This window comes from Dorea phocaeensis (assembly GCF_900240315.1).
In the GTDB taxonomy this organism is placed as follows: domain Bacteria; phylum Bacillota; class Clostridia; order Lachnospirales; family Lachnospiraceae; genus Dorea_B; species Dorea_B phocaeensis.
Window position 1 is genome coordinate 822,795 of record NZ_OEPZ01000001.1, and the last position, 22,911, is coordinate 845,705.

Here is a 22,911-nt window from a genome sequence, read left to right on the forward strand (position 1 = left end):
TGTATTATACTATAGAATTTATACACTATGATACATAAGGAAGGTAGATCCCATGGAACTATTAAAAGAACGAATCTTAAAAGACGGGCTGGTAAAACCCGGTAATGTACTGAAAGTTGACAGCTTTTTGAATCATCAGATGGATATCGATCTTATCAATGAAATTGGTAAAGAATTCCGCCGCCGCTTTCCAAGCGACAAGATCACGAAAATTCTTACAATAGAAGCTTCCGGCATCGGAATTGCCTGCATTGCAGCCCAGTACTTTAATGTACCGGTAGTATTTGCTAAAAAATCGCAAAGTATCAATCTGGATGGAGACATATACTCTACAAAAGTTGAATCTTTTACTCACAAAAAAGTTTATGATGTTATCCTATCCAAGAAGTTCTTAGACTCCAATGACCATGTTCTTGTCATTGACGACTTCCTCGCCAATGGCTGTGCACTGATGGGACTGATTGACCTGATTCACAAAGCCGGCGCGACCATCGAAGGCGCTGGAATTGTTATCGAGAAAGGCTTTCAGCAGGGAGGCGATATGATCCGGGAAAAAGGAATCCACCTGGAATCCCTTGCCATAATTAAATCCATGACGGATACTTCTTTGGAGTTTGAATAATTTAATTGGGGACGGAGTTTTTTGAAAAAAACTCCGTCCCCAATTAAATTTACCCTGTCACCATTTGTACTTTAGCTCCCCGGAAAAAAAACTCTACAATCTCCTCGTAGGATCTCCCCTCCTTCGCCATTTCATTCGCGCCATTCTGACTCATTCCTATCCCATGACCGTATCCTCCCCCCTTAATCAGGAAGATGTCTGCTCCCTTTTCTACTGTAAAAAAGGCGCTTGGAAGCAATTTTGAACTAGGCACTACGCCTCCATCCTGCTTCTTAATCTCATAACCATTTCCTCCCAAAGCAGCCCGAATTTTATTCTCAGTGTCTACTGTCGCATCTCCATTTTCTCCGATAAGCTTAATCTGAAGCACCACTCCCCCCGGCCCTTTCTTCGTCACCTGAATATCCCGAATCATCCCCAGCCCTTTCCCCAAATTCTGTTCCACCAATGTGGATAAGGTCTGTACTGGTATGGCTGCTTCCCATCGATACCAAGGTAGATCTTTTTCATAATCCCCAACTTTTCCACTTACCTCTACCGCCTGTAAGTATCCATTCTCGTCATTTGTCGGAGTTCCCCACGCTTCCAGGCTCGTTGTTTCTCCACAGGATGTGGAATAATAATAAGTTGTCGCAATCTGTCCGTGATACATGACTACTTCTCCACATGTCGCATTCACGGCTTGTGTCGAACGTTCCTGCGGCTTGGAGTTTCCATATACCTGGTAAGCCGTACTATCATCTATATGTGCTTCATATTCCGGATAACCATAAGAAGCCATCTGACGATAAGCATAGCTTCTTGCACACACTGCCTGAACTTTCAACGCTTCCAGCTCGTAAGACGGCGGCATCTCACTGGGAACAACTTTACACAGATAACGTTCCACCGGTAATTCATTGATCAGTATCAATCCGTTCGTTCCACAACGAATTTCCACTGTTCCTTCATAAGATGGTTTCCCGTATGCGCGATCGATGCTGTTTACCGTGATCTCCCCTCCATCCTTCGCCCACGCCCGAACAATCTTATCCTTGACCCATTCATCCCCCGGTGTAATAGACAAGCTTTGTCCTCCTTCCACTTGCCATCTTTCTTCTCCTGCTTCCAAAATCATCCCCGCTGGCGAAACAAGCTCTGCCTGACTATGCTGCGTTCCCTGATATCCATTTGTCATCAGCAATACTCGAATCACCGGATCTTTCTTTGTTTCTTTGTTCTGCTTGTTCCCCCTATTTGCTTTCTTCTTTCCTTTCGCATCTGAACGTTTCCTTTTCCAACTTTCTTTTTCTCCTCTTTCTGATCCCCAAGGTTCTTTCCCCATAAATCCTCCATCGGCATCGTTCTTCTCCACTTCAAAGCTACTTTTTGCTCCCCCGGGTCCACACCCCAAAACAGCCAGCATTCCAGTCATCACCAACAAATGAAGCCAGATACCTGCACAATAGAGGATATAACGAAAAATCAAAAGAGATCTGCTGCCTCTTCTTGTCATCCACTTCACTCTCACCACTTCAGGCTCCTTGTCCTTCTTGCATCATCTTATGCCCATGGTATTCCAATTATACTTTCCACTTTAAAACGCTACCTTTTCTCAGTTTTTTTGCTAGATCTTTTTCAAACCTTATTTCTCCAATTAATCATAAACACGACAAAAAAGGCAGCTGCCTAAGCAACTGCCCTTTATCTTTTGTATATCCCCAAAATGCCGGTTTCTGTATTTTGACTCCTAGCTGCTGCTAGGTGGGTGTCCGCATCCGCTTTTCTGTCTTCCCCTGCGTAACTGGAGGCCTGACATATTACGGAGATATAAGAGTCCCGTTTAAAGTAATGTAGGTTCAAAATAACAGAAGTTGTCGTGCATCCCAGGTGATCACTGAGATTATTATACCTCATTTACATGGATTTTACAACCCATATATTCAATTCAAAACTGTTCCAATTTTTGCAAAATTTGCTGATTCTTACAGTTCCGGTCCAGCAGAAACAAGTGCCTTTCCAGCTTCATTTCCTTCGTATTTTGCGAAGTTCTTAATAAATCTTCCTGCAAGATCTTTTGCTTTCTCTTCCCACTCTGCAGCATCTGCATAAGTATCACGTGGGTCAAGAATTGCAGGATCAACTCCTGGAAGTTCTGTTGGAACTTCGAAGTTAAAGTGTGGAATCTTCTTAGTCGGAGCATCTTTGATATCTCCGTTTAAGATTGCATCGATAATTCCACGAGTATCTTTAATGGAGATACGTTTTCCTGTTCCATTCCATCCTGTGTTTACAAGATATGCTTTCGCACCATTTGCTTCCATCTTCTTAACAAGCTCTTCTGCATACTTGGTTGGATGCAACTCTAAGAATGCCTGTCCAAAGCAAGCAGAGAATGTTGGTGTAGGCTCTGTGATTCCACGCTCTGTACCAGCCAATTTTGCTGTAAATCCAGACAGGAAGTAGTACTCTGTCTGCTCTGGTGTCAGCACAGATACTGGAGGAAGTACTCCAAATGCATCTGCGGAAAGGAAGATTACGTTCTTTGCTGCTGGTGCGGCAGATACCGGACGTACAATCTTCTCGATGTGATCGATTGGATAAGATACACGTGTATTCTCTGTTACACTCTTATCATCAAAGTCAATCTTTCCTTCTGCATCTAATGTAACGTTCTCAAGAAGAGCGTTTCGTTTAATTGCATTGTAAATGTCTGGCTCAGATTCTTTATCCAGGTTAATTACCTTTGCATAGCATCCACCTTCAAAGTTGAAGATACCATTGTCATCCCATCCGTGCTCATCATCACCGATCAGAAGACGTTTTGGATCTGTAGAAAGTGTTGTCTTACCAGTTCCGGAAAGACCGAAGAAGATTGCTGTATTTTCGCCGTTCATATCTGTGTTTGCAGAACAGTGCATAGAAGCAATTCCCTTTAATGGAAGGTAATAGTTCATCATAGAGAACATACCCTTCTTCATTTCTCCACCATACCATGTATTCAAAATAACCTGCTCACGGCTTGTGATGTTAAACACTACTGCTGTCTCAGAATTCAATCCTAATTCTTTGTAATTCTCAACTTTTGCTTTAGATGCATTATATACTACGAAATCTGGCTCAAAATTCTCAAGTTCTGCTTCTGTAGGCTGGATAAACATATTTTTTACAAAATGTGCCTGCCATGCAACTTCCATAATGAAACGGATTGCCATACGAGTGTCTGCATTTGCACCGCAGAATGCATCTACTACAAACAATCTCTTATCAGAAAGCTCTTTTAATGCAATCTCTTTGCATGTGTCCCAAGCTTCCTGTGTTGCCGGATGGTTATCGTTCTTATATTCATCAGAAGTCCACCATACAGTATCTTTAGAGTTTTCATCCATAACGATGAATTTATCTTTTGGAGAACGTCCGGTATAAATACCTGTCATTACGTTCACTGCGCCCAGTTCGCTTTCCTGACCTCTTTCAAAACCTTCCAGCTCTGGCTTTGTCTCTTCTTCAAAGAGTACTTCGTAGGAAGGATTATACACAATCTCTGTTGTTCCGGTAATACCATACTTAGTTAAATCGATTTTTGCCATCTTTCATTAACCTCTTTTCTTTCATTCATTTTAATCGCCGCCGCTGATACCTGAACTTTTAGATGCCTATACCTAGTCACGACGACATTTGCTTTATTATCTCATTTTTCTTTAAAAAAGTCAACACTTTAACAAGCTTTTTGTGAAAGTTTATATTCTTTATTATTCATTTATCTTTCCTTTCTTCGGTATCATGGTATAAAAAAACGCGAAAATGCAAGATCGTTAGATCAAACTTGCATTTTCGCGTTTTAAATTACAGAAGCTTTTTATCCCTTTAAAAAATGCTTCTTTTATCTTCTCTTCATCAGAATACTACTTCTTTCTCTGCCTTACTCATTATCGCATCGTGCCTTTAAAAAGTCAATAGTCTTTTTTTTAACAATCTCTTAAATTTTTAAAATTCCCTTGACTGTCTCCTTCATCTTATCCGCATCACACTCCAGTGTATGCAAGATTTTTGCATCCAGAATTTCACGAACTGCCTGAGGCATCTCCACACCTGATACTTTCTCCAGCTCTTCAAGAAGCTTTAACTCTTCCGCCTCACCGTACTTTTCATCAATCGCAGTCAATACGCTCTTAACAAATTTATACGGACTTGCCGTAGATGCTACCAAATATTTTTCTGATTGTTCCTCATTCTTTTCAGTATCCTGATCACACCGATTCGCTTTGCGGTATTTACAACACACATCTGCTGCCACTGCTGTATGTGTGTCAATCACGTATCCTGTCTCTTCATATACATTTCGAATACATTCTGATGTCTCAGCTTCTGTCGCATATCCACCTGCAAATTCTGTTAAACGTTCCTTCATTTCATCTGTAATCGTATAGCTTCCATCCACTGTCAACGCCTCCATAAGTGCTTTTGTTTCCGCGGAATTTTCACCAGAAACCAGATAAATCAAACGCTCTAAATTACTGGAAATCAAAATATCCATAGACGGAGACGTTGTCAGTACAAACTCTCTGTTCCTGTCATACGTTCCCGTCTGAAAGAAATCAAACAGAACTTTATTTTCATTGGATGCGCAGATCAGTTTCCCAATTGGAACTCCCATCCGCTTTGCGTAGTATGCTGCAAGAATATTCCCGAAGTTTCCAGTTGGGACTACAACATTCAGAAGTTCTCCCTCTTCCAGTTCTCCATACTCTAATAATTTTGCATATGCATATACATAATAGACCACCTGCGGAACCAGACGCCCAATGTTAATTGAATTTGCAGAAGAAAACTGGTAGCCATGTTCTGCAAGTTCCTTCGCCAACTCCTGGTCACGAAACATTTCCTTCACACCACTCTGAGCCTGATCAAAATTACCGTGGATTGCCACTACATCTACATTTTCCCCATTCTGGGTCACCATCTGCAGTTCCTGAACCTGGCTGACGCCATCCTTCGGATAGAAAACAATAATTCTGGTTCCTTCCACATCCGCAAATCCTGCCATTGCAGCCTTTCCAGTGTCTCCGGAAGTCGCTGTCAAAATAACAATTTCCTTGTCTGCATGGTTTTTCTTTGCCGCCGTTGTCATCAGATGCGGTAAAATCGACAATGCCATATCTTTAAATGCAATCGTTGCTCCATGGAACAATTCCAAATAATAAGTATTTCCCGCTTTTACCAGCGGCGCAATCTCTTCATTGTCAAACTTACTGTCATAAGCCTTGCTGATACAGGATTTCAATTCTTCTTCTGTAAAATCATCTAGGAACTGTTTCATAACCAAATATGCTGTTTCCTGATAGCTTTTTCCCGCCAGTTCCTTCACCGGAATCGGAAGTACCGGCAACTGTTCCGGAACAAACAAACCACCGTCCGGAGCCAATCCTGTCAAAATCGCCTCAGATGCTGTAACCCGCAACTGAGAATTTCTTGTACTTTTATAATATAGATTCATGTTATTCTCACCCTTCTATCATTATTTTGCTTTTCGGAACAGTATGAATACCACCGCACTAATTGCCATCAAAATTGGATAAAAAAGATATGGCATAATCGCAAATGGCGTCAGACCAGTAAGACTTGCAGCTGACAAAAGCTGCGCTCCATAAGGAATCATTCCCTGTCCGACAGATGTAAAAATGTCGAGAAGCGATGCTGATCTTCTTGGAGAAATCTCAAATTCATCGCTGATTTCTTTTGCAATAGGGCCTGCCATTACGATAGCTACTGTGTTGTTCGCCGTACACATATCTACCAGCAAAGACAATCCGGCAATTCCAACCTCTCCACCCTTTTGTCCTTTGATACTTTTCTTAATCAGATTTAAAATAAACTGGATACCGCCAAATTCCTTTACCAGTGAAACAATACATGCCACTACGATGGAAATCACTGTGATATCATACATTCCCGTTACGCCTTCCCCTACAGCTGAGAACATATCTCCCACTGCAAGGCTTCCCGTTGCCACTCCGACAATCAGTGAAATTACTGTACCGCTAATTAAAACCAAAAACACATTGATTCCAATCAGTGCGCCTACCAAAACCAATACATACGGAAGTACCCGCCAAATATTACAGGACAATTCTTCAGCCAGTTTGAAATCACCATTCCTTGTGATAAAAAAGAAAATCACAATGGTAATAATCGCCGCCGGAAGTACAATGAAAAAGTTTTCTCTAAACTTGTCCTTCATCTGACACCCCTGTGTCTTGACTGCCGCAATCGTTGTATCAGAAATCATGGATAGGTTATCGCCAAACATTGCACCACAAACTACTGCTCCAATACAAACTGCCAGGGAAAATCCAGTCTTTTCACTAATCCCCACTGCAATCGGCGCCAATGCTGCAATTGTTCCCATTGAAGTTCCCATGGACACAGATATAAAACATCCGATCACAAATAATCCCACAACTGCTACCTTCGCCGGCAAAATGGAAAGGCCTAAATTTACCGTACTCTCCACTCCGCCTGCTGCTGTTACGGCACCAGAGAACGCCCCTGCACTTAGGAAGATCAAACTCATGGTGATAATGTTTTCATCGCCCACGCCCTTTGATATTACGGAAATTTTTTCCTCAAAGCTCAATCCGCGATTCTGCAGAAATGCAATCATCAACGCAATCAAAAATGCCACAATTGCCGGCATTGCATAAAAATCTCCGGTAATAATTCCAGATCCTAAAAAAATAACTAAAAACACCCCTATCGGCAGCAATGCCGCCCCATTACCTCTCTCGTTTCCCATTCAGATACCTCTCTTACATCTCTTATATCTTATCTATTTTTCTTACTATTTGTATAATTGACTAATCCGCCTGCCGCAATCAACTTCTGCATAAATGGCGGAAACGGCTGTCCCTGAAACTCCGTTTTCTTCGTCCGATTATAGATTTTTCCACTATCAAAATCGACTTCTACTTCATCACCTGCTTCAATTCCATTGGCTGCTTCTGGGCATTCAATAATAGGAAGTCCGATATTAATCGCATTCCGATAAAAAATTCTGGCAAATGTTTCTGCAATCACGCAGCTCACCCCTGCTGTCTTAAGACACAGTGGCGCATGTTCCCTGGAAGATCCACACCCAAAATTCTTATTCGCCACAATCAGATCGCCTGGCTGCACCTTGCCTGCAAATTCCGGATCAATGTCCACCATTGCATGACTTGCCAACTCCTGAGGGTCAAAAGAATTCAAATATCTTGCCGGAATAATAACGTCTGTATCTACATTGTCTCCATACTTAAATACATGTCCCAATGCCTTCATTATCTTTCACCTGCTTTCTCTGGATTTGCAATCTGTCCTGCAATCGCACTTGCTGCCGCCACTTCTGGAGATGCAAGATAGATCAAAGAGTCCACATGACCCATCCGTCCTACAAAATTCCGGTTCGTTGTAGACACACACTTCTCTCCCGCTGCCATAACCCCCATATGACCTCCCATACAAGGTCCACAGCTTGGCGTATTAACTGCGCATCCCGCATCCACAAAGATATCGAGAAGCCCTTCTTCAATACACTGTTTATAAATTTTCTGTGTTGCAGGAACAACCATTACACGCACATCCGGATGTACCGTATGTCCTTTCAGGATTGCTGCTGCCTTTCTCATATCTGAGATTCTTCCATTAGTACAAGACCCGATAACGACCTGATCAATCTTAATTGGCTCCATGGCCTCAATCTCATCGATTGTCTTTGCATTTCCCGGAAGATGTGGGAATGCAACGGTTGGGCGTACTTCTGATAAGTCTATTTCAATCGTCTCTTCATACTCTGCATCAGCGTCTGCCTCATAAACCTGATACTGCTTTTCCGTGTGTGCTTTCAAGTATTCCTCTGTCAACGCATCCACCGGAAAGATCCCGTTCTTCGCCCCCGCTTCAATTGCCATGTTTGCCATAGTAAAGCGGTCATCCATCGTCAGATTCGCAATTCCATCTCCTGTGAACTCCATAGACTTATACAATGCTCCATCCACACCGATCTTTCCGATAATATGAATGATCACATCCTTACCACTGACATATGGAGACAGTTTTCCTTTTAAAACAAATCGAATCGCTCCCGGCACCTTAAACCACAATTCTCCCGTTGCCATACCGGTTGCAATATCCGTCGTCCCAACACCTGTTGAAAACGCACCAAGCGCACCGTACGTACAGGTATGTGAATCTGCTCCAATAATACATTCTCCTGCTGCCACTACACCTGCCTCCGGAAGAATCGCATGCTCTACTCCAGATTTTCCTTGCTCAAAATACCACTTCAATCCCTGCTCTTTCGAAAACTCACGGATCGCCTTAGAATTTTCCGCTGATTTAATATCCTTGTTCGGTGTAAAATGATCTGGTACAAATACAACCTTATCCTTATCAAATACCGTATCTGACATCTGCTTTAAAATCGGTAGCGCCATCGGCCCGGTAATATCATTCGCCATTACTACATCCAGTTTTGCTTCAATTAATTGTCCTGCCGTCACAGATTCAAGTCCTGCATGCGCAGCTAAAATCTTCTGCGTCATCGTCATTCCCATTGCAACACCCTCCTGTTCTTTTACTTAGTCTTACTCGTTATTTTAACACAGGTAATAATTGCGGTGCAAGAAAGAATCACGAACAGCATAAGAACGATTAAATTCGCTCCATCTCCTGTCTTGATGCTTTCTGCCTTTTCTTGCCTTGGCTGTTGCTCTTGTGGCTTCTGTGGCTCTTCCGGCTTCTGTGGTTCTTCTGGTTTCTGCGGTTTTTCCGGCTCCTTTGGTTTTTCTACTTTCACTTTTTCCTCATCTTCTGCTTCCGGCGCGTTATCTGAGCGCACCACCACCTGATTTTCAATCTCTTTTCCAATCAGTTCTTCATCAACGATTACCACCTGATATTCTACGGTATATTTTTCTCCCGCCTCTACACTCTGCAGGAAATCCGCTGTATGAATCGTATAAGAATTGCCTGTTACGGATATCTTTGCCTCTGACACGACATGATGTTCTGCATCCAGCAGAACGATAGAATCTTTTTGAAGTTTGACCCCTTCTGTAAGAATAGTATCTGTGAGAATTACATTTTTGGCGACTGCATCCTGAATCTGCTGCGTCACATCCACCGTATAAGTAATCACATCTCCAACCTGATAGAGCTTGCTTTCCTTGTCTGCATACTTATCTACAAACACTTCCGGCTGTGGGATCCATTTGACATTTAAAGATACTGTAGACGGCTCCACCGTTACCAGATGACCACTTCCCATATCCTGGCTTCCACCGCCTGTTTTTACAACTAACGTTCTCCACGTTTTATCAAGCGTCCCCTGAATCGGCCCACTCTCCCAAAAGGTTCCATTTCCCCAGGCAACATCTGCTGCCAAATAGAACCGTTCCTGACCATACACCTCTACTCTGCCCGTCTGTTCTCTTCCTGTGCCTGCATCCACCAGAGCCACTCCTTCCGGCAGAGAAAAGATCAACGAATTGGAAGGATCGCCTGTGCATGTAACCACTTCGGTGCGCTGGCAGCCTTTCTCTTTATCAAAAAACGCTTTGAGGCTGTCAGCAGAAAGAGAAATATCCGTCTTAGGAATGGCAGGCCAGCTCCCAATCGCATTGGTATACTGTACAACCGCTTTCTTTAAATCCTCATTAAGACCAATAAATCCCGCACTGTTCTGACTGCATCCATCATAAATATAAGACAAAATACAATGGGACAGACAATAGGAACGGTCATTCTGATCCCACCCTCCCGTCAAAGTTGGTTTCATATATGCTTCAAAGCCCGGTCCTCCATAAACATAATACATTGCTTTTGCCAGGAGTTCATCACTTCCCAGCTCCTCAGACGGATAAGACCCACTTCCCGGAGACCTCATATCAGGCTCCAGACAGTACGCCAGATTTCCGTTCACATAATAATAGTGGGTTTCATATCCCATATACTGTACCTTTTCTCCTTTTACCAACTGCACTTCTTCTGCTTTCGCTTCCATTTCTCCAATGCCGCTTAAGCACCATCCCAGCGCCATACCAAGACATACCATCACATTCAAAAAGAGACGGCCTGGTTTCTTTCTTTTCATAATTACAACTCCTTCTTTTACGAATCAAAATTTACAAAAGTAACGCCTTAACTGTCCTCCTTTCCTATATGTTGTTCTTCTCGTTTTGGAATCTGGGAATGAACTTTCCCGCGGGGATGCCCCATTGAATAATAAGATTTCTTAGACGAGTGAGATAATCATAGCTGTATTTTTCCCTTTTGTCAATAGCCGTAAGAAAAAGTTTAGATTTCAAAAAAAGACCGGATTATCTCCGGCCTTTCTTTAGATTTTGTCTGATTTCCTCCAGCAGATCCTGATGTCTTCTGGACTGCATTTTCGGGAACGCCTTTACAAACCGACTTCCCAGATGCGTACTGGTCTTTGCAAGTTCTGTATACTTCTCGCGCAGTTTTTCCGCCCGCTCATGCTGCTCCATAACATTTTCGTAAATATTTTCTCCCAGCTTGTCGGACAACTCCTTCAGCTCTTCTGCCACTCTTTCCATCATATCCAAATGATGATTCATCTTCAATACCCGAAGAGTCGTCACACAGATATCCGCGCAGGTTGCACCCACCAAAACGCACAAGATCACAACACCCGCCGTAATCGGAATCATTCCTACAATTCTTGCAATCAACGGATGAATCACTTTCACAATAAACACGCACGCCACGCCCCAGACTAATGAGAACAGCAGACATACATACCCTCCAATATTCAACGGCACATGAGAGTAATCCCACCATTTGTGATGAAAAATTTTGTCCATCAGATAGCCGGTCATCCATTCAATAAATGTTACCAAAATCGTGGACAATACATACAGCAGTACAATCCGATCCCGATAATCATATAACAAAAACACTACAATACCAACACCTACACCATAGACCGGGCAAATCGGACCATTTAAGAATCCCCGATTCACAAATTTTCCAGATTTGACTGCGGCAAACGCTACTTCCGTGCACCACCCAAGCAATCCGTAAATAAAGAAACACCATAGAAAATCATATAGCAAAAGCAATTTTTTACTCCTTTCTCATTTCCTTTTCTTGTAATTTTTTGTAAGATTCCCTTGAAAAATTGTATGTTACAGTATACTTCACATTGCCAATTCCGTCAATTAGTGTTATGATATCTTCTGACGTAATAGATAATAATTATCAATAACACTTAAGAGGAGCAACTGGATATGACTTTAAAACAAGGAAAGAATCATCATACCTACCAGGTACAATCCATCAATATAGAACTGGAATTGGAACGCCGCCTGGAGGCTCTTGGCCTTACAGAGGGTTCGCAGATCACGATTCTGAACAATGACAAAAAAGGATCCTTGACCGCCAAATTTCGCGGCACGCGATTTGCACTCGGCAAACGAATTGCAGATCATATCGAAGTAACGGAGGTAACGGAATCATGAGCGATATTATCAAAGTCGGATTCATCGGCAATCCAAACTGTGGAAAAACCACACTTTTTAACGCCTATACAGGCGCTAACTTAAAAGTAGCTAACTGGCCCGGCGTTACTGTGGAGAAAAAAGAAGGGAAAACCACCTATCAGGGACAGGAATTTCAACTCATTGATCTGCCCGGTATCTACAGTCTAACTTCTTATACAATGGAAGAGACTGTATCCCGAGAATGTATTCTAAGCGATGAGGTAGATGTCATTGTGGATGTAGTAGACGCTTCTTGCCTGGAGCGCAACCTCTACCTGACACTCCAGCTTATTGAACTTGGGAAACCCGTTGTAATGGCATTAAATATGATGGATATTGTGGAAGAACGTGGTATGGAAATCGATCTTCACCGTCTGCCGGAAATGCTTGGAATCCCAGCCATTCCCGTATCGGCGCGAAAGAAAACCGGTTTATCTATTCTGATGCATGCGGTAGCACATCACAGTGAATACTCGGCACAGGGGCCATTTATTCACCATCATCCGGGCAAGAAATCTTCTTCCCATGAACACAATCACCACGAAGAATATGCCATGGTTTACAGTGATGAAATCGAAGATAAAATTGACCGGATTATGGAACGGCTTCACGCTCAATATCCGGATATTCAAAATCCCCGCTGGCATGCCATCAAAATGCTGGAAATGGACAAAGCCGTCACTGATAATCACCCGATTGATATCAAAGATATTGCCAATCAAAGCTATGAAAAAGAGATTATCAATCAAAAATATGATTTTATTGAGGAAATCATCTCTGAAATTTTGGTAGGCAAATCAAAGAAAGAAGAAAAGACAGAGAAAATTGACCGTTTCCTTACTCATCGGTATCTAGGACTTCCAATTTTCCTTGCCATTATGGCGCTGGTCTTTTTCTTTACCTTTACCATTGGAGACTGGCTGAAGGGATATTTTGAAATCGGTCTGGAATCTTTTTCCGCACTGGTATCCAGTGGTCTTTCTGCCATAAATGCCAGTCCTATGCTTACTTCACTCATTGTGGACGGTATCATTTCCGGTGTGGGCGGTATCCTGACGTTTTTACCTAACATTTTCATCCTGTTCTTGGCTCTTGCTATCCTGGAGGACAGTGGCTATATGTCCCGTGTTGCCTTCGTAATGGATGATATGATGAGTAAACTCGGACTGTCCGGCCGTGCATTCCTGCCATTACTCCTTGGCTTTGGCTGCACCGTACCTGCCGTCATGGCTTCCCGTGCACTGGAAAATAAAAAGGACCGTTTTAAAACGATCCTGGTAACCCCATTTATGTCCTGCAGCGCAAGACTTCCGATTTATGTATTATTTTCCTCTATGTTCTTCGGAAAATATGCCATGCTGGTCTGTTATTCCATGTATCTTTTGGGAATCGCTGTAGCAATCATAACCACATTTATTCTATCTAAAATAGATGGAAGCAAGGCAGAGCATTCACTGATGATTGAGCTTCCGGAGTATAAATCTCCAAACGCACATACCATCGCTATCTACGTCTGGCAGAAAATCAAGGATTACTTAACCAAAGCCGGTACTGTCATCTTCGTAGCTTCTGTAATTATGTGGATTCTTTTAAATTTTGGTCCGCAAGGTTATGTTACGGATATCAGTCAGAGTTTTGGCTCCATGATCGGGAAAACCATCGTCCCACTCTTCAAACCCACAGGACTTGGCTACTGGCAAATCATCGTTGCTTTAATTGCCGGAATTGCTGCAAAAGAAGTCGTTGTATCCAGCTGCAGCGTACTGTTTGGAATCCAGAATATTACTACCGCTGGAGGTATGGACGCTATGGTCGCTACACTTGGAGCGATAGGCTTCGGCCCAGCCAACGCCTATGCCATGATGGTTTTCTGCCTGCTGTATATTCCTTGTACCGCGACAATCGCAACCATTCACAGAGAATTAAAGAGCTGGAAATCTACATTGGGCATTCTCCTGTTCCAATTGTGTATCGCCTGGCTGCTAAGTGCCTTTGTATATCACATTGGTCTTCTGTTTGTATAACTAACATCCCATATATCAAAAACCTGCAGGACGAAAACTCTCGTCCTGCAGGTTTTTTCTAGTCTCTTTTAACGATTCTTTAAATAAGGAATTTCAATAGGATCGATTGGATCCATTGGATTCTCTACTTGTCCTTTCAGCCTTCTCTTTCGGCGCTTGGACAACTCTCCTGCTTTATTATAAAACCAGAAAGAATAGACCAGCAGTTTATTAGCCTTTCCCATCTTGTCTTTGGTTGTCTTACCGTATAATGTACCACCAGCTTCAATCGGAACCTTTCTCCTAATCAGTGAAATTAGTTCTGTCTCACAGGTTACATACTCCGGAAGTTCCGTATACGCCATGGAAACACACTCCAGCTTATGCGCATCACTTCCACCGATTCCCGGCTTCTTATACTTCCTTGCCAGCTTCATGGCACCCTCATTTGATTCCTTCGATTCACAGGCATTAAACGCTTCTATGAAATCAAACCGCTTAACAATCTCCGGTGACTGATAGAACCTTTTACTCTTGGTATAACTTAAATATTTCTCTCCGCACGGATGTGCCGGTCCCAAAATCCCGCCATGACGATGAACAAAATCAATCAATACAGAAACCGGAAGTCCCCTAAGTTCCAAAAGCCTCATCTTCACACCTTCCGGCATAATACAAATAATATGTCCCGCATCACAGGTATCATACTCAATCCCCTTCAATACAACAAAATCCTCGTGCTTCTTGCCCTTCATCGTATTCTTCCAATGTCTGTACCCCTTATAGGTATCATGATCTGTGATCAGCATCCCGTCAAATCCATGTTCTTTCAATTTGGTAATATACTCATCCAGACTCACCTTGCTGTCTATCGATCCTTCCTTTACATGGCAGTGCATATCTATCTTCATAAGGAAGCCTCCTTCGCTCATATCTTACTTATAATTATACCACATTTGCCCTAAAATACAACCAAACCAAACAACAGGATAAGATTCCTTTTCCTCCACCTAAACTATGCTGCATTCTTCCTTCCTGCTATCTCCCGAATCACATATGCACACACCGTCCAAATCAGTATGGAAGGGTATGCAGAAATCTCGCCTTCTGTAAAACTATACATTACCAAAACCACTGCCTGTATCATCCCACATAATACCATTGCCAAAATTCTTACTTTTTTTCCCATAATAAAGCACCTCTCCTTCTATAGCTTTTACTATATCAGAAGAGGTGTTCTATAAAACGGACTCCTTTTTACAAGTCCTCTGTATTCATAATTTCAATATCATCATCGTCGTCATCTATGTCCTGCATATCCTCGTCAGCGTCCTCATCAGCGTCTCCCGCCAACTCGTCATCCAAAACCATTCTCGCTTTTTCGACCTCAGATTCCATCGATACTGCTTCACGAAACTTCTCCGAATGGATCTTTTCTTTTCTTCCCATCTTCCTGGAATGCATCATAAACTGAACCACCATGCCTAGCACTGCCAGCAAAACAGTGATCACCCAGGTCAGCAGTCCTATCCTTCCTTGAATGAACCAAGAAGCTGCACTTCCTATCATCAAGCCTCCGCTTATTGCCGTAACAGATACTGCAACAAGCTCTTCCTGCTTCACGGCCAAAATTGCAAGAAGCAAACCAACTACCAATCCTGCAATCGAAATCATCAGGAAATAGGATGGTGAAATCAGCAGGCCGATTCCGGAAACAATCTCTGCACTCAGAACCAGTACAGACCAAAAGACTCCCGCCTTTCTGAATATTCCAAACAGAATAGCAAGAAGCAGACCGGTTCCTGCAACACATCCCACAAACGCTCCGCCGGAAAGCCCGAATACAACAGCTGCCACTGTTCCTAAAACAGCTCCCGTCAGAAGTCCTGTCACCACGCCAATCACTCGAATTATCTTCTGACCAAACAGACAGAAAACAACACCGATCACAAGCGCCGCAATCAAAATTATCATCTCCAGCTCTTTGGGAAGCGCCACAAAAACGCTGGTCGGCCCATCTGCACCGCCTGTTAGCGACTCCATTATCAGACTTGCTTCATTCATCATAATTCTTATCTCCTTTACCCCTTATTCGCTGCCTATCTTCCCTTAAGTATGTGCCAATTCTGCCTAAAATGCAACGGATCCGGTGTCTACTCCGTTAATCACATAGTAAATCGCACTTTCCTGAGGCTTGATATAAAGATCCATAGACTTGATCTCACCAACTTTTCTTCCAGATTTTGTCCATGCTTTCTTTACTCTTGCGATCATTTCCTTTTCTTCGACCTGTTTTCCGTCGTGTTCCACAATCGCTCTTACCTTCAGTTCTTTCTTTACAGCTGCCTTTTTTGCCACTGTTTTCTTCGTTGCCTTTTCAGCTGTTTTCTCCTCGGATGTCTTAGCCTCAGCTGTCTTCGTCTCTACTGTCTTTGTCTCTACTGTCTTTGTCTCAGGTGTCTTCGTCTCAGGCATTTTCTTTGCTGCTGTTTTTTCTTCTGGAGTCTCAACCTTGACTGCTCCTACTGCAAACGTTTTCTTCTCTAGTTCTGCTTTTTCTGCTGAAACCTCATTTGCCACCGGCGCTGCCTTCTCTTCTGCTGTCTTTACGGATGATGTGGTCTTAACTGGCTCTGCTGCAACCTTTTTTGCAGTCTCCTGTTTCTTAGTTACTCGTGTTACTTTCTTTCTAGCCATCTTAATTCCTCCTCATATATCCTAAGCTCTTCACCTAGTCTTACCTATTATAACACATTCCCATAAAAAAGCAATTTTCAGACGAAAAGATCTATTCCAATACCTGCAGCAATAGAAATACCCAAAAGCATTCCCACAATTTTTAAATTTTCTATACGATTATGATTCATTTTAAACAACACTACGAGTCCCACTCCAGCCCCTGTACAAAGGCCTGCTATCACTGACGCAAACGAAATTGCTCCACTTAAGTACAGCTGTGTTAACAGTACCGATGCTGCACAATTTGGAATCAATCCAATCACAGCAGCTGCCACCGGCTGGAATATGGTATCCCCTAAAAGCATGGTAGAAATTTTCTCCACACCGAGTAATTCAATCGCCCCATGTAAAATACAGGTGAATAGAAATAAATAAACAAAGATCCGAATCGTATGCCACCAGGCTGGAAGGAGAATTCCCACCTGATGTTCCTGACATCCGCATTCCGTACAGAGCTCTCCCTGTTCCTTAGGAACCATAATCTTATCTTTCAAGAACAGGTCAACCAGATATCCTGCCGACGCACCAATCAGCACTTTCACTGCAAGCAGTGCTCCTACTTCCTTCATGTACCCCGGACTTCCCATAATAATCAGAATTGCCTCATCCGATGTTGCGATAAATACAGACAAAAGCGTCCCCGGAGAAATCACACCTCCGGCATACAGATTGGCTGCCATTACTGAAAAACCACACTGGGGAACACATCCGGCGATCGCCCCTACCAACGGTCCTGCTACTCCCACTTTTTTTAGTATTCGCGCCAAAGCTCCGCCGGAATAGTGCTCTAATCCCTCTATCAACAAAAATGCGGCAAACAGAAACGGTAACATCTTCACACAATCTATACCGCTGTCTAATACCACTTCTTTGAGCGATTCAAATAAATCCATGTTTTGTCATCCTTCCTAAACCTGTCAATGATCTCAATGGATCTATTTTAGACTCTGCTCTGAAATTTGGCAAGGAGATTTTTCTAAAACTTTCTTCTTATCTGATCCTTACCAGTTCTTATACATTCCTTCCAGCACATCTACCGTCCGCTCAATACCAAGCCTGCTGACATTTAAAAGAATCTGACGAGATTCTATACTTCCCCACTCCTGACCTGTGTGCGATTCATAATAATATCTTCTCTCACGGTCAATTTTCTTAATCTTATCTGCTGCCTTCCGCTCTGATACATCATACCTCTTTGCGATCCGCCGAATCCGGTCCTCTTTGTCTGCACAGATAAAAATATGAATACAATTAGGATTCTTTGCCAACACATAGTCTGCACAGCGCCCGACAATCACACATGGTCCACGCTCCGCCAGCTTATGAATAATCTCTGACTGCAGATCATACATCTGCTCTCCCAGTGGCTGCGCACACTCCATAGAATTAGTATACGGCGAATATTCCAATGGCGCCAACACATATCCTGCCAGGAAACTATTTAATGTCGTCTCATCCACTGCCTGCGCCGTCTCTTCACGAATTCCCAGCTTATCTGCTGCCATCCTAACCAAATTGTTGTCATACATAGGAATATCCAGCCTCGTTGCCAGCAAATTTCCAATCTCATGGCCACCGCTTCCAAACTGTCTCCCTATCGTAATAATCTTGTGATCTGTCATCTTACTCCCTCCTTCATCCTACTTCCTTGAAAAAATATGTTTCAAAAATACATACATTACAATTCCAAATGCAATCAGATATCCAAATGCTCCAAGCGCTGGAATTCCCCATATCTTCGGCTTCATATCCGTTGTACAGATAATACTGGAGCTGATCAAAAGCGCCATCACCCAAAGTCCTATCACAATATTGCGTACCAGTCTGCGAAGAAGTCGCTCTAATTCTGTTGATGCATGCAGATCCAGATTCACCTTTGTCTGCCCTTTTAAATGACCTTGCAGAATATCTGAAACCAATGACGGGATACCAATTGCTTTATGAATAGAGCGATATAGTTCCCGCCCTCCTTTTTTCAATTCCTGACTAAAGCTTCGCTCTTCCAATACAATTCCTGCCATATGAGCAGACGCAATTTCAACCATATTGATCTGTGGAGCAATTTCTGCCAGCACGCCCTGCATGTGCGTCAATCCCCTCGCCAGCATCGTCATCCCGTGAGGCATAATAATTTTGTTTTCCTTCATCACCTCCATAAGGCTCATCGTAATCTCTGCCAGATCAATCTTTCCAATATGCATAGAACCATATTTCACAAGAAGCCCCCGGATATCTTCATACAACCGGCTCTGATCTGGCTTTTCTTTAAATTCTCCCAACGTCAGCACAACTTCTTCAATCAAGCCCACATCCTGCAATGCAATTCCCTGAATCGCTTTTCCGATCTGTTCCCGATCCGAATCCGTCAGCCGCCCCATCATCCCCATATCAAGCCAGACAATTTTTCCTTCCCGTACTTTCACATTGCCCGGATGTGGATCTGCATGGAAAAAACCATCTTCCATCACCTGCTTAATGTAATGATCGACCAGCTTACTTCCAATCTCTTCCAAATCGTAGCCTTCTGCTTCCAGATGTTCCCGGTCATCAATTGCATACCCTTCTATGTATTCCATCACCAATACCAAATGATTCGTATACACTTGATAAAGCTTTGGAACGCCTACAAAAGCAATCTCTTTATTTCTTCTGGCAAACTCCTCTAGGTTGGCTGCCTCCGTCTGGAAATCCATTTCTTCCTTCGTCACCATCCATAATTCATCCAGCACCATATCAAGATCTACCAAATCCTTAAAGCTTACCGGCGGAAGCAGCTTGACACAGCAATGCAATGAATTTTCATATTTCTCTCTTTGCGTATCCCGCTGAAACTCCCCTCGAATGCATAACCAAAACTCCGATACAAAGGATTCTTTTTTTGCCTGTCCATTTCGTCCACCTTCTCGTCCAAGATTTTCTTATATTGTACTACAGTTAAGATTAAAAGTATTTATTTTCAGATAGTTTTTATGGAAATTTTCTTTTTCCTATATACTGACAACGTTCAACTTGAAATGCTATAATAAAAATAATTAACTGCTATCATTTTTAGCAATTGCTATATTACTTATACTATAATGGAGGCTTTTTATGAATCATCGAACAATCCTGCAAGAAATCTCAATCTTAGATCTTCCCGGTCTTCACGTCGGGCATGCTCAGAATACTACTGCAAAAACAGGGGTAACCGTTCTGCTCTTTGATCATGGTGCCCGCGTCGGCATCGATATCAGTGGTGGCGGACCGGCTTCCAGAGAAACCCCTCTTGCCAACCCTGAAACCGCCGACAATCCAGTCAATGCCATCGTACTGTCCGGTGGTTCCGCTTACGGTCTCTCCGCTTCAGAGGGTGTCATGCGCTATCTGGAAGAACACGGAATTGGCTACCCTACCGGATTTGCAAATGTTCCCTTAGTGTTACAATCCTGCATTTATGATCTTGGAATTGGCGATGCAAACATCCGACCAGATGCACAAATGGGTTATGACGCATGTGCAAACGCTCAGATTCCCTGCACAGATCCTTCCCTTCTTCAAGGAAATGTAGGCGCTGGAATCGGAGCAACCGTTGGGAAAATCTGTGGAATGGAACGTGCTGATAAATCCGGTATCGGAATTCACGCAGTATCCATCGGTCCCTTAAAAATAGCTGCCATCGTCGTTCTGAATGCTTTGGGAGACATTTTCAATCCAGAAACCGGTCAAAAGATTGCCGGACTGCACAATGAAGATAGAAGCGATTATGTCGACACGCGTGATATCCTCTATCAGATGTTTACCCCTACGGACCTCTTTACTGGAGAAGAAAAGTCCGGTAATCCGGTCCCCCTTCCTTCTACTAATACAACCATTGGCGCAATTATTACCAACGGAAATTTTTCTAAAGCAGAACTTTGCAAACTGGCATCCATGACTCGATGTGCCTATGCAAGATGTATCAATCCGGTAGGTACCATGGCTGACGGCGATTCTATCTATGCTGCATCCATTGGCAAAATTGATGCTGATATTAACATGGTGGGAACCCTTGCCGCTGAAATTATGGAAAAGGCAATTCAAAAAGCAGTGAGTATTTAACTCACTGCTTCTTCCGCTATTCCAATACATCCATCAGCAATTCGATCCAAATTATATAAAATTTGAGAAAATTCTTTCGTCATGGACACATCACACTCTTTAGCTTTTATACGTTTTAAATGATCCTTCTTCAGCTTCTTCTGCGCTTTTCGAAGCTTGTCCTTAACCCCTATCACTTCCTGTGCGTAATCCTGATTCCCTTCTCTAACCGCTTCCATAGAGCCTTCAAATAAGCTTTGGGAAATACGAATACATTCCCTAAGATCAGAAAGTGCTTTCTCTGACATCTGCTTTCCTTCTTCATTCATCTGTTTACAAATCTCCGAAACCTCTCCACACCGATCCGCAATTCGATCAATGTTGTTGGATACATAAAGATGAACCGCTGCCTGTTCGGATTGTTCTTCTGTCAGATTTCCACTCGAAAATAATCTTGTAATATAATTGTTCAATAAGTCACTTAGTTTTTTCACTGCATGGAAAGATTCATCCAGCTTCTCCTGCCAAAGTCTGTCCTGCTTTTCTGTAATGGCGTCCTTCATCGTTCCCAGCATAGAAGCTGCCAATTCAGAAAGATGATCAACTTCATTTGCAACAAGATAGATCGCAGCAGCCGGCTGACTTATCACTTTATCATCCAGATATTTCGGTTTCCAGAACACGGTAGCTTTCTCGTCATTGCCGCGAACAAGCCATGTAACAATCTTCACCATCAGCGGAATCAATGGAAGCCAAATCAATGTACACACTACATTAAATGTTGTGTGGGCGTTTGCAATCTGTCTAGAAATAATATCAACTTCATTTCCCTTAGGTGAAATAAATTCTACAAACTTAACCAGAACCGGAATAATCCAAATAAATACCATACTTCCCGTAATATTGAATACACTGTGGGCAACCGCTGTCCGTTTCGCATTTTTAGACTGTCCAATGGACGCCAGAAGTGCCGTAATTGTTGTACCAATATTATCTCCCAGCAGAATTGGAATCGCTCCTGCCAGACCAATGACGCTGGTCACACCATCCGGTCCTGCCTGAGCTGCAAAATTCTGAAGCACCGCAATGGTAGCTGAACTGCTCTGTACTACAAGTGTCATCACAAGACCAAGCAAAACACCCAGAACTGGAATCTCTGATACTTTCCCCATCATGTCAATAAAAATTGGACTGTTTGCAAGCGGCTTCATCACACTTCCCATTATTTCAATTCCTTCAAACAGAAGACCAAAAGAAAAAATTACCATACCAATATTTTTGATTTTTTCTTTTTTACTGATGAAATAAATCATAAATCCAATAAATATAATTGGATAAATATAATCACTGATCTTAAACGCAATCAACTGTGCTGTCATTGTGGTTCCGATATTTGCACCAAAGATTACGGAAATCGCTTGCGGAAGTTTCATAAGTCCTGCACTTACAAATCCTATCACCATAACCGTTGTTGCCGAACTACTCTGAAGTACTGCCGTTACGAGCGCCCCTGCAAGAGCACCCATGATAGGGTTCTTTGTAAGAAATTCCAAAATCTTTTTCATACGCTCTCCCGCTGCTTTCTGAAGCGCATCACTCATACTGTTCATTCCATAAAGGAATAACGCCAGGCCTCCTGCCAGGCCAAAAATTACAGAAACATTCTCATTCATCTTTTGTTTTACCTTTCTTTAACTTCTTGTTAAACCAGATAAAACATAACATCCTCAGATCAAATTTTAATAATACCTATGTTAAATCTATGTAAAATTATTTTACAAAACCTGATTTTAGCATAAAAAAAACAACTGGAAATTACCAGTTGTTTCCTATTATATACATCTTCAAAACTGCATATAAGAAACGTTTTCATCCTTTTACCTATCACCTTGCTTGGTCATGCCCTCGACCGATTAGTAACAGTCAGCTACATGTGTTACCACACTTCCACCTCTGTCCTATCTACCTC

General features: G+C 42.6%; 19 protein-coding genes, 1 other RNA gene and 2 pseudogenes. 4 read left to right on the forward strand and 18 right to left on the reverse strand.

Annotated features, from left to right (window positions below; genetic code table 11):
• Positions 1-52: 52 nt before the first annotated feature.
• Complete coding sequence (locus C0979_RS03825; protein ID WP_101694719.1) at positions 53-622, forward strand: xanthine phosphoribosyltransferase; 570 nt, start codon at positions 53-55, stop codon at positions 620-622.
• Between the two features lie 49 nt (positions 623-671).
• On the opposite strand, the gene C0979_RS03830 is transcribed toward C0979_RS03825, so the two are convergent.
• From C0979_RS03830 to C0979_RS03870, 9 genes are all read right to left on the reverse strand, one after another.
• Positions 672-2,132 (reverse strand): SpoIID/LytB domain-containing protein, encoded by a 1,461-nt coding sequence (locus C0979_RS03830; protein WP_242962634.1) that lies wholly within the window; start codon positions 2,130-2,132, stop codon positions 672-674.
• Between the two features lie 183 nt (positions 2,133-2,315).
• A non-coding RNA gene (ssrS, locus tag C0979_RS03835) (6S RNA) lies at positions 2,316-2,497 on the reverse strand.
• An 89-nt stretch (positions 2,498-2,586) separates the two neighbouring features.
• Positions 2,587-4,191: a phosphoenolpyruvate carboxykinase (ATP) gene (pckA, locus tag C0979_RS03840; protein ID WP_101694720.1), complete on the reverse strand. Its 1,605-nt coding sequence runs from the start codon at positions 4,189-4,191 to the stop codon at positions 2,587-2,589.
• 389 nt (positions 4,192-4,580) lie between these two features.
• Positions 4,581-6,098 carry a threonine synthase gene (gene thrC / locus C0979_RS03845; protein WP_101694721.1) on the reverse strand — a complete coding sequence of 506 codons (1,518 nt, stop codon included), beginning with the start codon at positions 6,096-6,098 and terminating at the stop codon, positions 4,581-4,583.
• Between the two features lie 21 nt (positions 6,099-6,119).
• Positions 6,120-7,397 carry a Na+/H+ antiporter NhaC family protein gene (locus tag C0979_RS03850; protein WP_101694722.1) on the reverse strand — a complete coding sequence of 426 codons (1,278 nt, stop codon included), beginning with the start codon at positions 7,395-7,397 and terminating at the stop codon, positions 6,120-6,122.
• Between the two features lie 29 nt (positions 7,398-7,426).
• Positions 7,427-7,921 carry a 3-isopropylmalate dehydratase small subunit gene (locus C0979_RS03855; RefSeq protein ID WP_101694723.1) on the reverse strand — a complete coding sequence of 165 codons (495 nt, stop codon included), beginning with the start codon at positions 7,919-7,921 and terminating at the stop codon, positions 7,427-7,429.
• Positions 7,921-9,195 (reverse strand): 3-isopropylmalate dehydratase large subunit, encoded by a 1,275-nt coding sequence (gene leuC, locus C0979_RS03860; protein WP_101694724.1) that lies wholly within the window; start codon positions 9,193-9,195, stop codon positions 7,921-7,923. Before leuC ends, C0979_RS03855 begins: the two co-directional genes overlap by 1 nt.
• A 20-nt stretch (positions 9,196-9,215) precedes the next feature.
• On the reverse strand, positions 9,216-10,733 hold the full coding sequence (locus C0979_RS03865; protein ID WP_242962635.1) for an isopeptide-forming domain-containing fimbrial protein: 1,518 nt from the start codon (positions 10,731-10,733) through the stop codon (positions 9,216-9,218).
• A 226-nt stretch (positions 10,734-10,959) separates the two neighbouring features.
• Entirely contained in the window at positions 10,960-11,724 is a 765-nt protein-coding gene (locus C0979_RS03870; protein ID WP_101694725.1) for a putative ABC transporter permease, read from the reverse strand.
• Between the two features lie 168 nt (positions 11,725-11,892).
• On the opposite strand from C0979_RS03870, the gene C0979_RS03875 reads away from it, so the two are divergent.
• Positions 11,893-12,123 carry a FeoA family protein gene (locus tag C0979_RS03875; protein ID WP_101694726.1) on the forward strand — a complete coding sequence of 77 codons (231 nt, stop codon included), beginning with the start codon at positions 11,893-11,895 and terminating at the stop codon, positions 12,121-12,123.
• Complete coding sequence (gene feoB, locus C0979_RS03880; protein ID WP_101694727.1) at positions 12,120-14,168, forward strand: ferrous iron transport protein B; 2,049 nt, start codon at positions 12,120-12,122, stop codon at positions 14,166-14,168. Before C0979_RS03875 ends, feoB begins: the two co-directional genes overlap by 4 nt.
• Before the next feature lie 68 nt (positions 14,169-14,236).
• On the opposite strand, the gene C0979_RS03885 is transcribed toward feoB, so the two are convergent.
• The 8 genes and pseudogenes from C0979_RS03885 to C0979_RS12360 all read right to left on the reverse strand — a co-directional run.
• Complete coding sequence (locus C0979_RS03885) at positions 14,237-15,058, reverse strand: PHP domain-containing protein (RefSeq protein ID WP_101694728.1); 822 nt, start codon at positions 15,056-15,058, stop codon at positions 14,237-14,239.
• A 104-nt stretch (positions 15,059-15,162) separates the two neighbouring features.
• Positions 15,163-15,336 carry a hypothetical protein gene (locus C0979_RS11835; protein WP_159459848.1) on the reverse strand — a complete coding sequence of 58 codons (174 nt, stop codon included), beginning with the start codon at positions 15,334-15,336 and terminating at the stop codon, positions 15,163-15,165.
• Between the two features lie 68 nt (positions 15,337-15,404).
• The gene (locus C0979_RS03890; protein ID WP_101694729.1) at positions 15,405-16,214 is read right to left on the reverse strand and encodes an ABC-2 transporter permease; all 810 of its coding nucleotides are present in this window, start codon (positions 16,212-16,214) and stop codon (positions 15,405-15,407) included.
• Positions 16,215-16,277: 63 nt separating this feature from the next.
• Positions 16,278-16,844, reverse strand: a complete 567-nt coding sequence (locus C0979_RS03895) for a DUF6465 family protein (RefSeq protein WP_101694730.1) — start codon at positions 16,842-16,844, stop codon at positions 16,278-16,280.
• Positions 16,845-16,921: 77 nt separating this feature from the next.
• Positions 16,922-17,779 carry a putative manganese transporter gene (locus C0979_RS03900; RefSeq protein ID WP_101694731.1) on the reverse strand — a complete coding sequence of 286 codons (858 nt, stop codon included), beginning with the start codon at positions 17,777-17,779 and terminating at the stop codon, positions 16,922-16,924.
• A gap of 108 nt (positions 17,780-17,887) precedes the next feature.
• Positions 17,888-18,508, reverse strand: a complete 621-nt coding sequence (locus tag C0979_RS03905) for a cytidylate kinase-like family protein (protein WP_101694732.1) — start codon at positions 18,506-18,508, stop codon at positions 17,888-17,890.
• Between the two features lie 18 nt (positions 18,509-18,526).
• Positions 18,527-19,678, reverse strand: a pseudogene (locus C0979_RS03910) (ABC1 kinase family protein); the annotation flags it as partial.
• Positions 19,666-19,776 (reverse strand): annotated as a pseudogene (locus tag C0979_RS12360) (diacylglycerol kinase); the annotation flags it as partial. The pseudogenes C0979_RS03910 and C0979_RS12360, both read right to left, overlap by 13 nt.
• Before the next feature lie 200 nt (positions 19,777-19,976).
• On the opposite strand from C0979_RS12360, the gene C0979_RS03920 reads away from it, so the two are divergent.
• Positions 19,977-20,963, forward strand: coding sequence for a P1 family peptidase (locus C0979_RS03920; protein WP_101694734.1), 987 nt, complete (start codon positions 19,977-19,979; stop codon positions 20,961-20,963).
• Here C0979_RS03920 and C0979_RS03925 read toward each other — a convergent pair.
• Entirely contained in the window at positions 20,960-22,615 is a 1,656-nt protein-coding gene (locus C0979_RS03925; RefSeq protein ID WP_101694735.1) for a Na/Pi cotransporter family protein, read from the reverse strand. The two genes, C0979_RS03920 and C0979_RS03925, sit on opposite strands and share 4 nt — an antisense overlap.
• Positions 22,616-22,911 lie beyond the last annotated feature (296 nt).

Coding starts and splice junctions, on each gene's coding strand:
- C0979_RS03825 (WP_101694719.1), top strand. CDS start 53: ATGGAACTATTAAAAGAACGAATCTTAAAAGACGGGCTGGTAAAACCC.
- pckA (WP_101694720.1), bottom strand. CDS start 4,191: ATGGCAAAAATCGATTTAACTAAGTATGGTATTACCGGAACAACAGAG.
- thrC (WP_101694721.1), bottom strand. CDS start 6,098: ATGAATCTATATTATAAAAGTACAAGAAATTCTCAGTTGCGGGTTACA.
- C0979_RS03850 (WP_101694722.1), bottom strand. CDS start 7,397: ATGGGAAACGAGAGAGGTAATGGGGCGGCATTGCTGCCGATAGGGGTG.
- C0979_RS03855 (WP_101694723.1), bottom strand. CDS start 7,921: ATGAAGGCATTGGGACATGTATTTAAGTATGGAGACAATGTAGATACA.
- leuC (WP_101694724.1), bottom strand. CDS start 9,195: ATGGGAATGACGATGACGCAGAAGATTTTAGCTGCGCATGCAGGACTT.
- C0979_RS03865 (WP_242962635.1), bottom strand. CDS start 10,733: ATGAAAAGAAAGAAACCAGGCCGTCTCTTTTTGAATGTGATGGTATGT.
- C0979_RS03875 (WP_101694726.1), top strand. CDS start 11,893: ATGACTTTAAAACAAGGAAAGAATCATCATACCTACCAGGTACAATCC.
- feoB (WP_101694727.1), top strand. CDS start 12,120: ATGAGCGATATTATCAAAGTCGGATTCATCGGCAATCCAAACTGTGGA.
- C0979_RS03885 (WP_101694728.1), bottom strand. CDS start 15,058: ATGAAGATAGATATGCACTGCCATGTAAAGGAAGGATCGATAGACAGC.
- C0979_RS11835 (WP_159459848.1), bottom strand. CDS start 15,336: ATGGGAAAAAAAGTAAGAATTTTGGCAATGGTATTATGTGGGATGATA.
- C0979_RS03890 (WP_101694729.1), bottom strand. CDS start 16,214: ATGATGAATGAAGCAAGTCTGATAATGGAGTCGCTAACAGGCGGTGCA.
- C0979_RS03895 (WP_101694730.1), bottom strand. CDS start 16,844: ATGGCTAGAAAGAAAGTAACACGAGTAACTAAGAAACAGGAGACTGCA.
- C0979_RS03900 (WP_101694731.1), bottom strand. CDS start 17,779: ATGGATTTATTTGAATCGCTCAAAGAAGTGGTATTAGACAGCGGTATA.
- C0979_RS03905 (WP_101694732.1), bottom strand. CDS start 18,508: ATGACAGATCACAAGATTATTACGATAGGGAGACAGTTTGGAAGCGGT.
- C0979_RS03920 (WP_101694734.1), top strand. CDS start 19,977: ATGAATCATCGAACAATCCTGCAAGAAATCTCAATCTTAGATCTTCCC.
- C0979_RS03925 (WP_101694735.1), bottom strand. CDS start 22,615: ATGAATGAGAATGTTTCTGTAATTTTTGGCCTGGCAGGAGGCCTGGCG.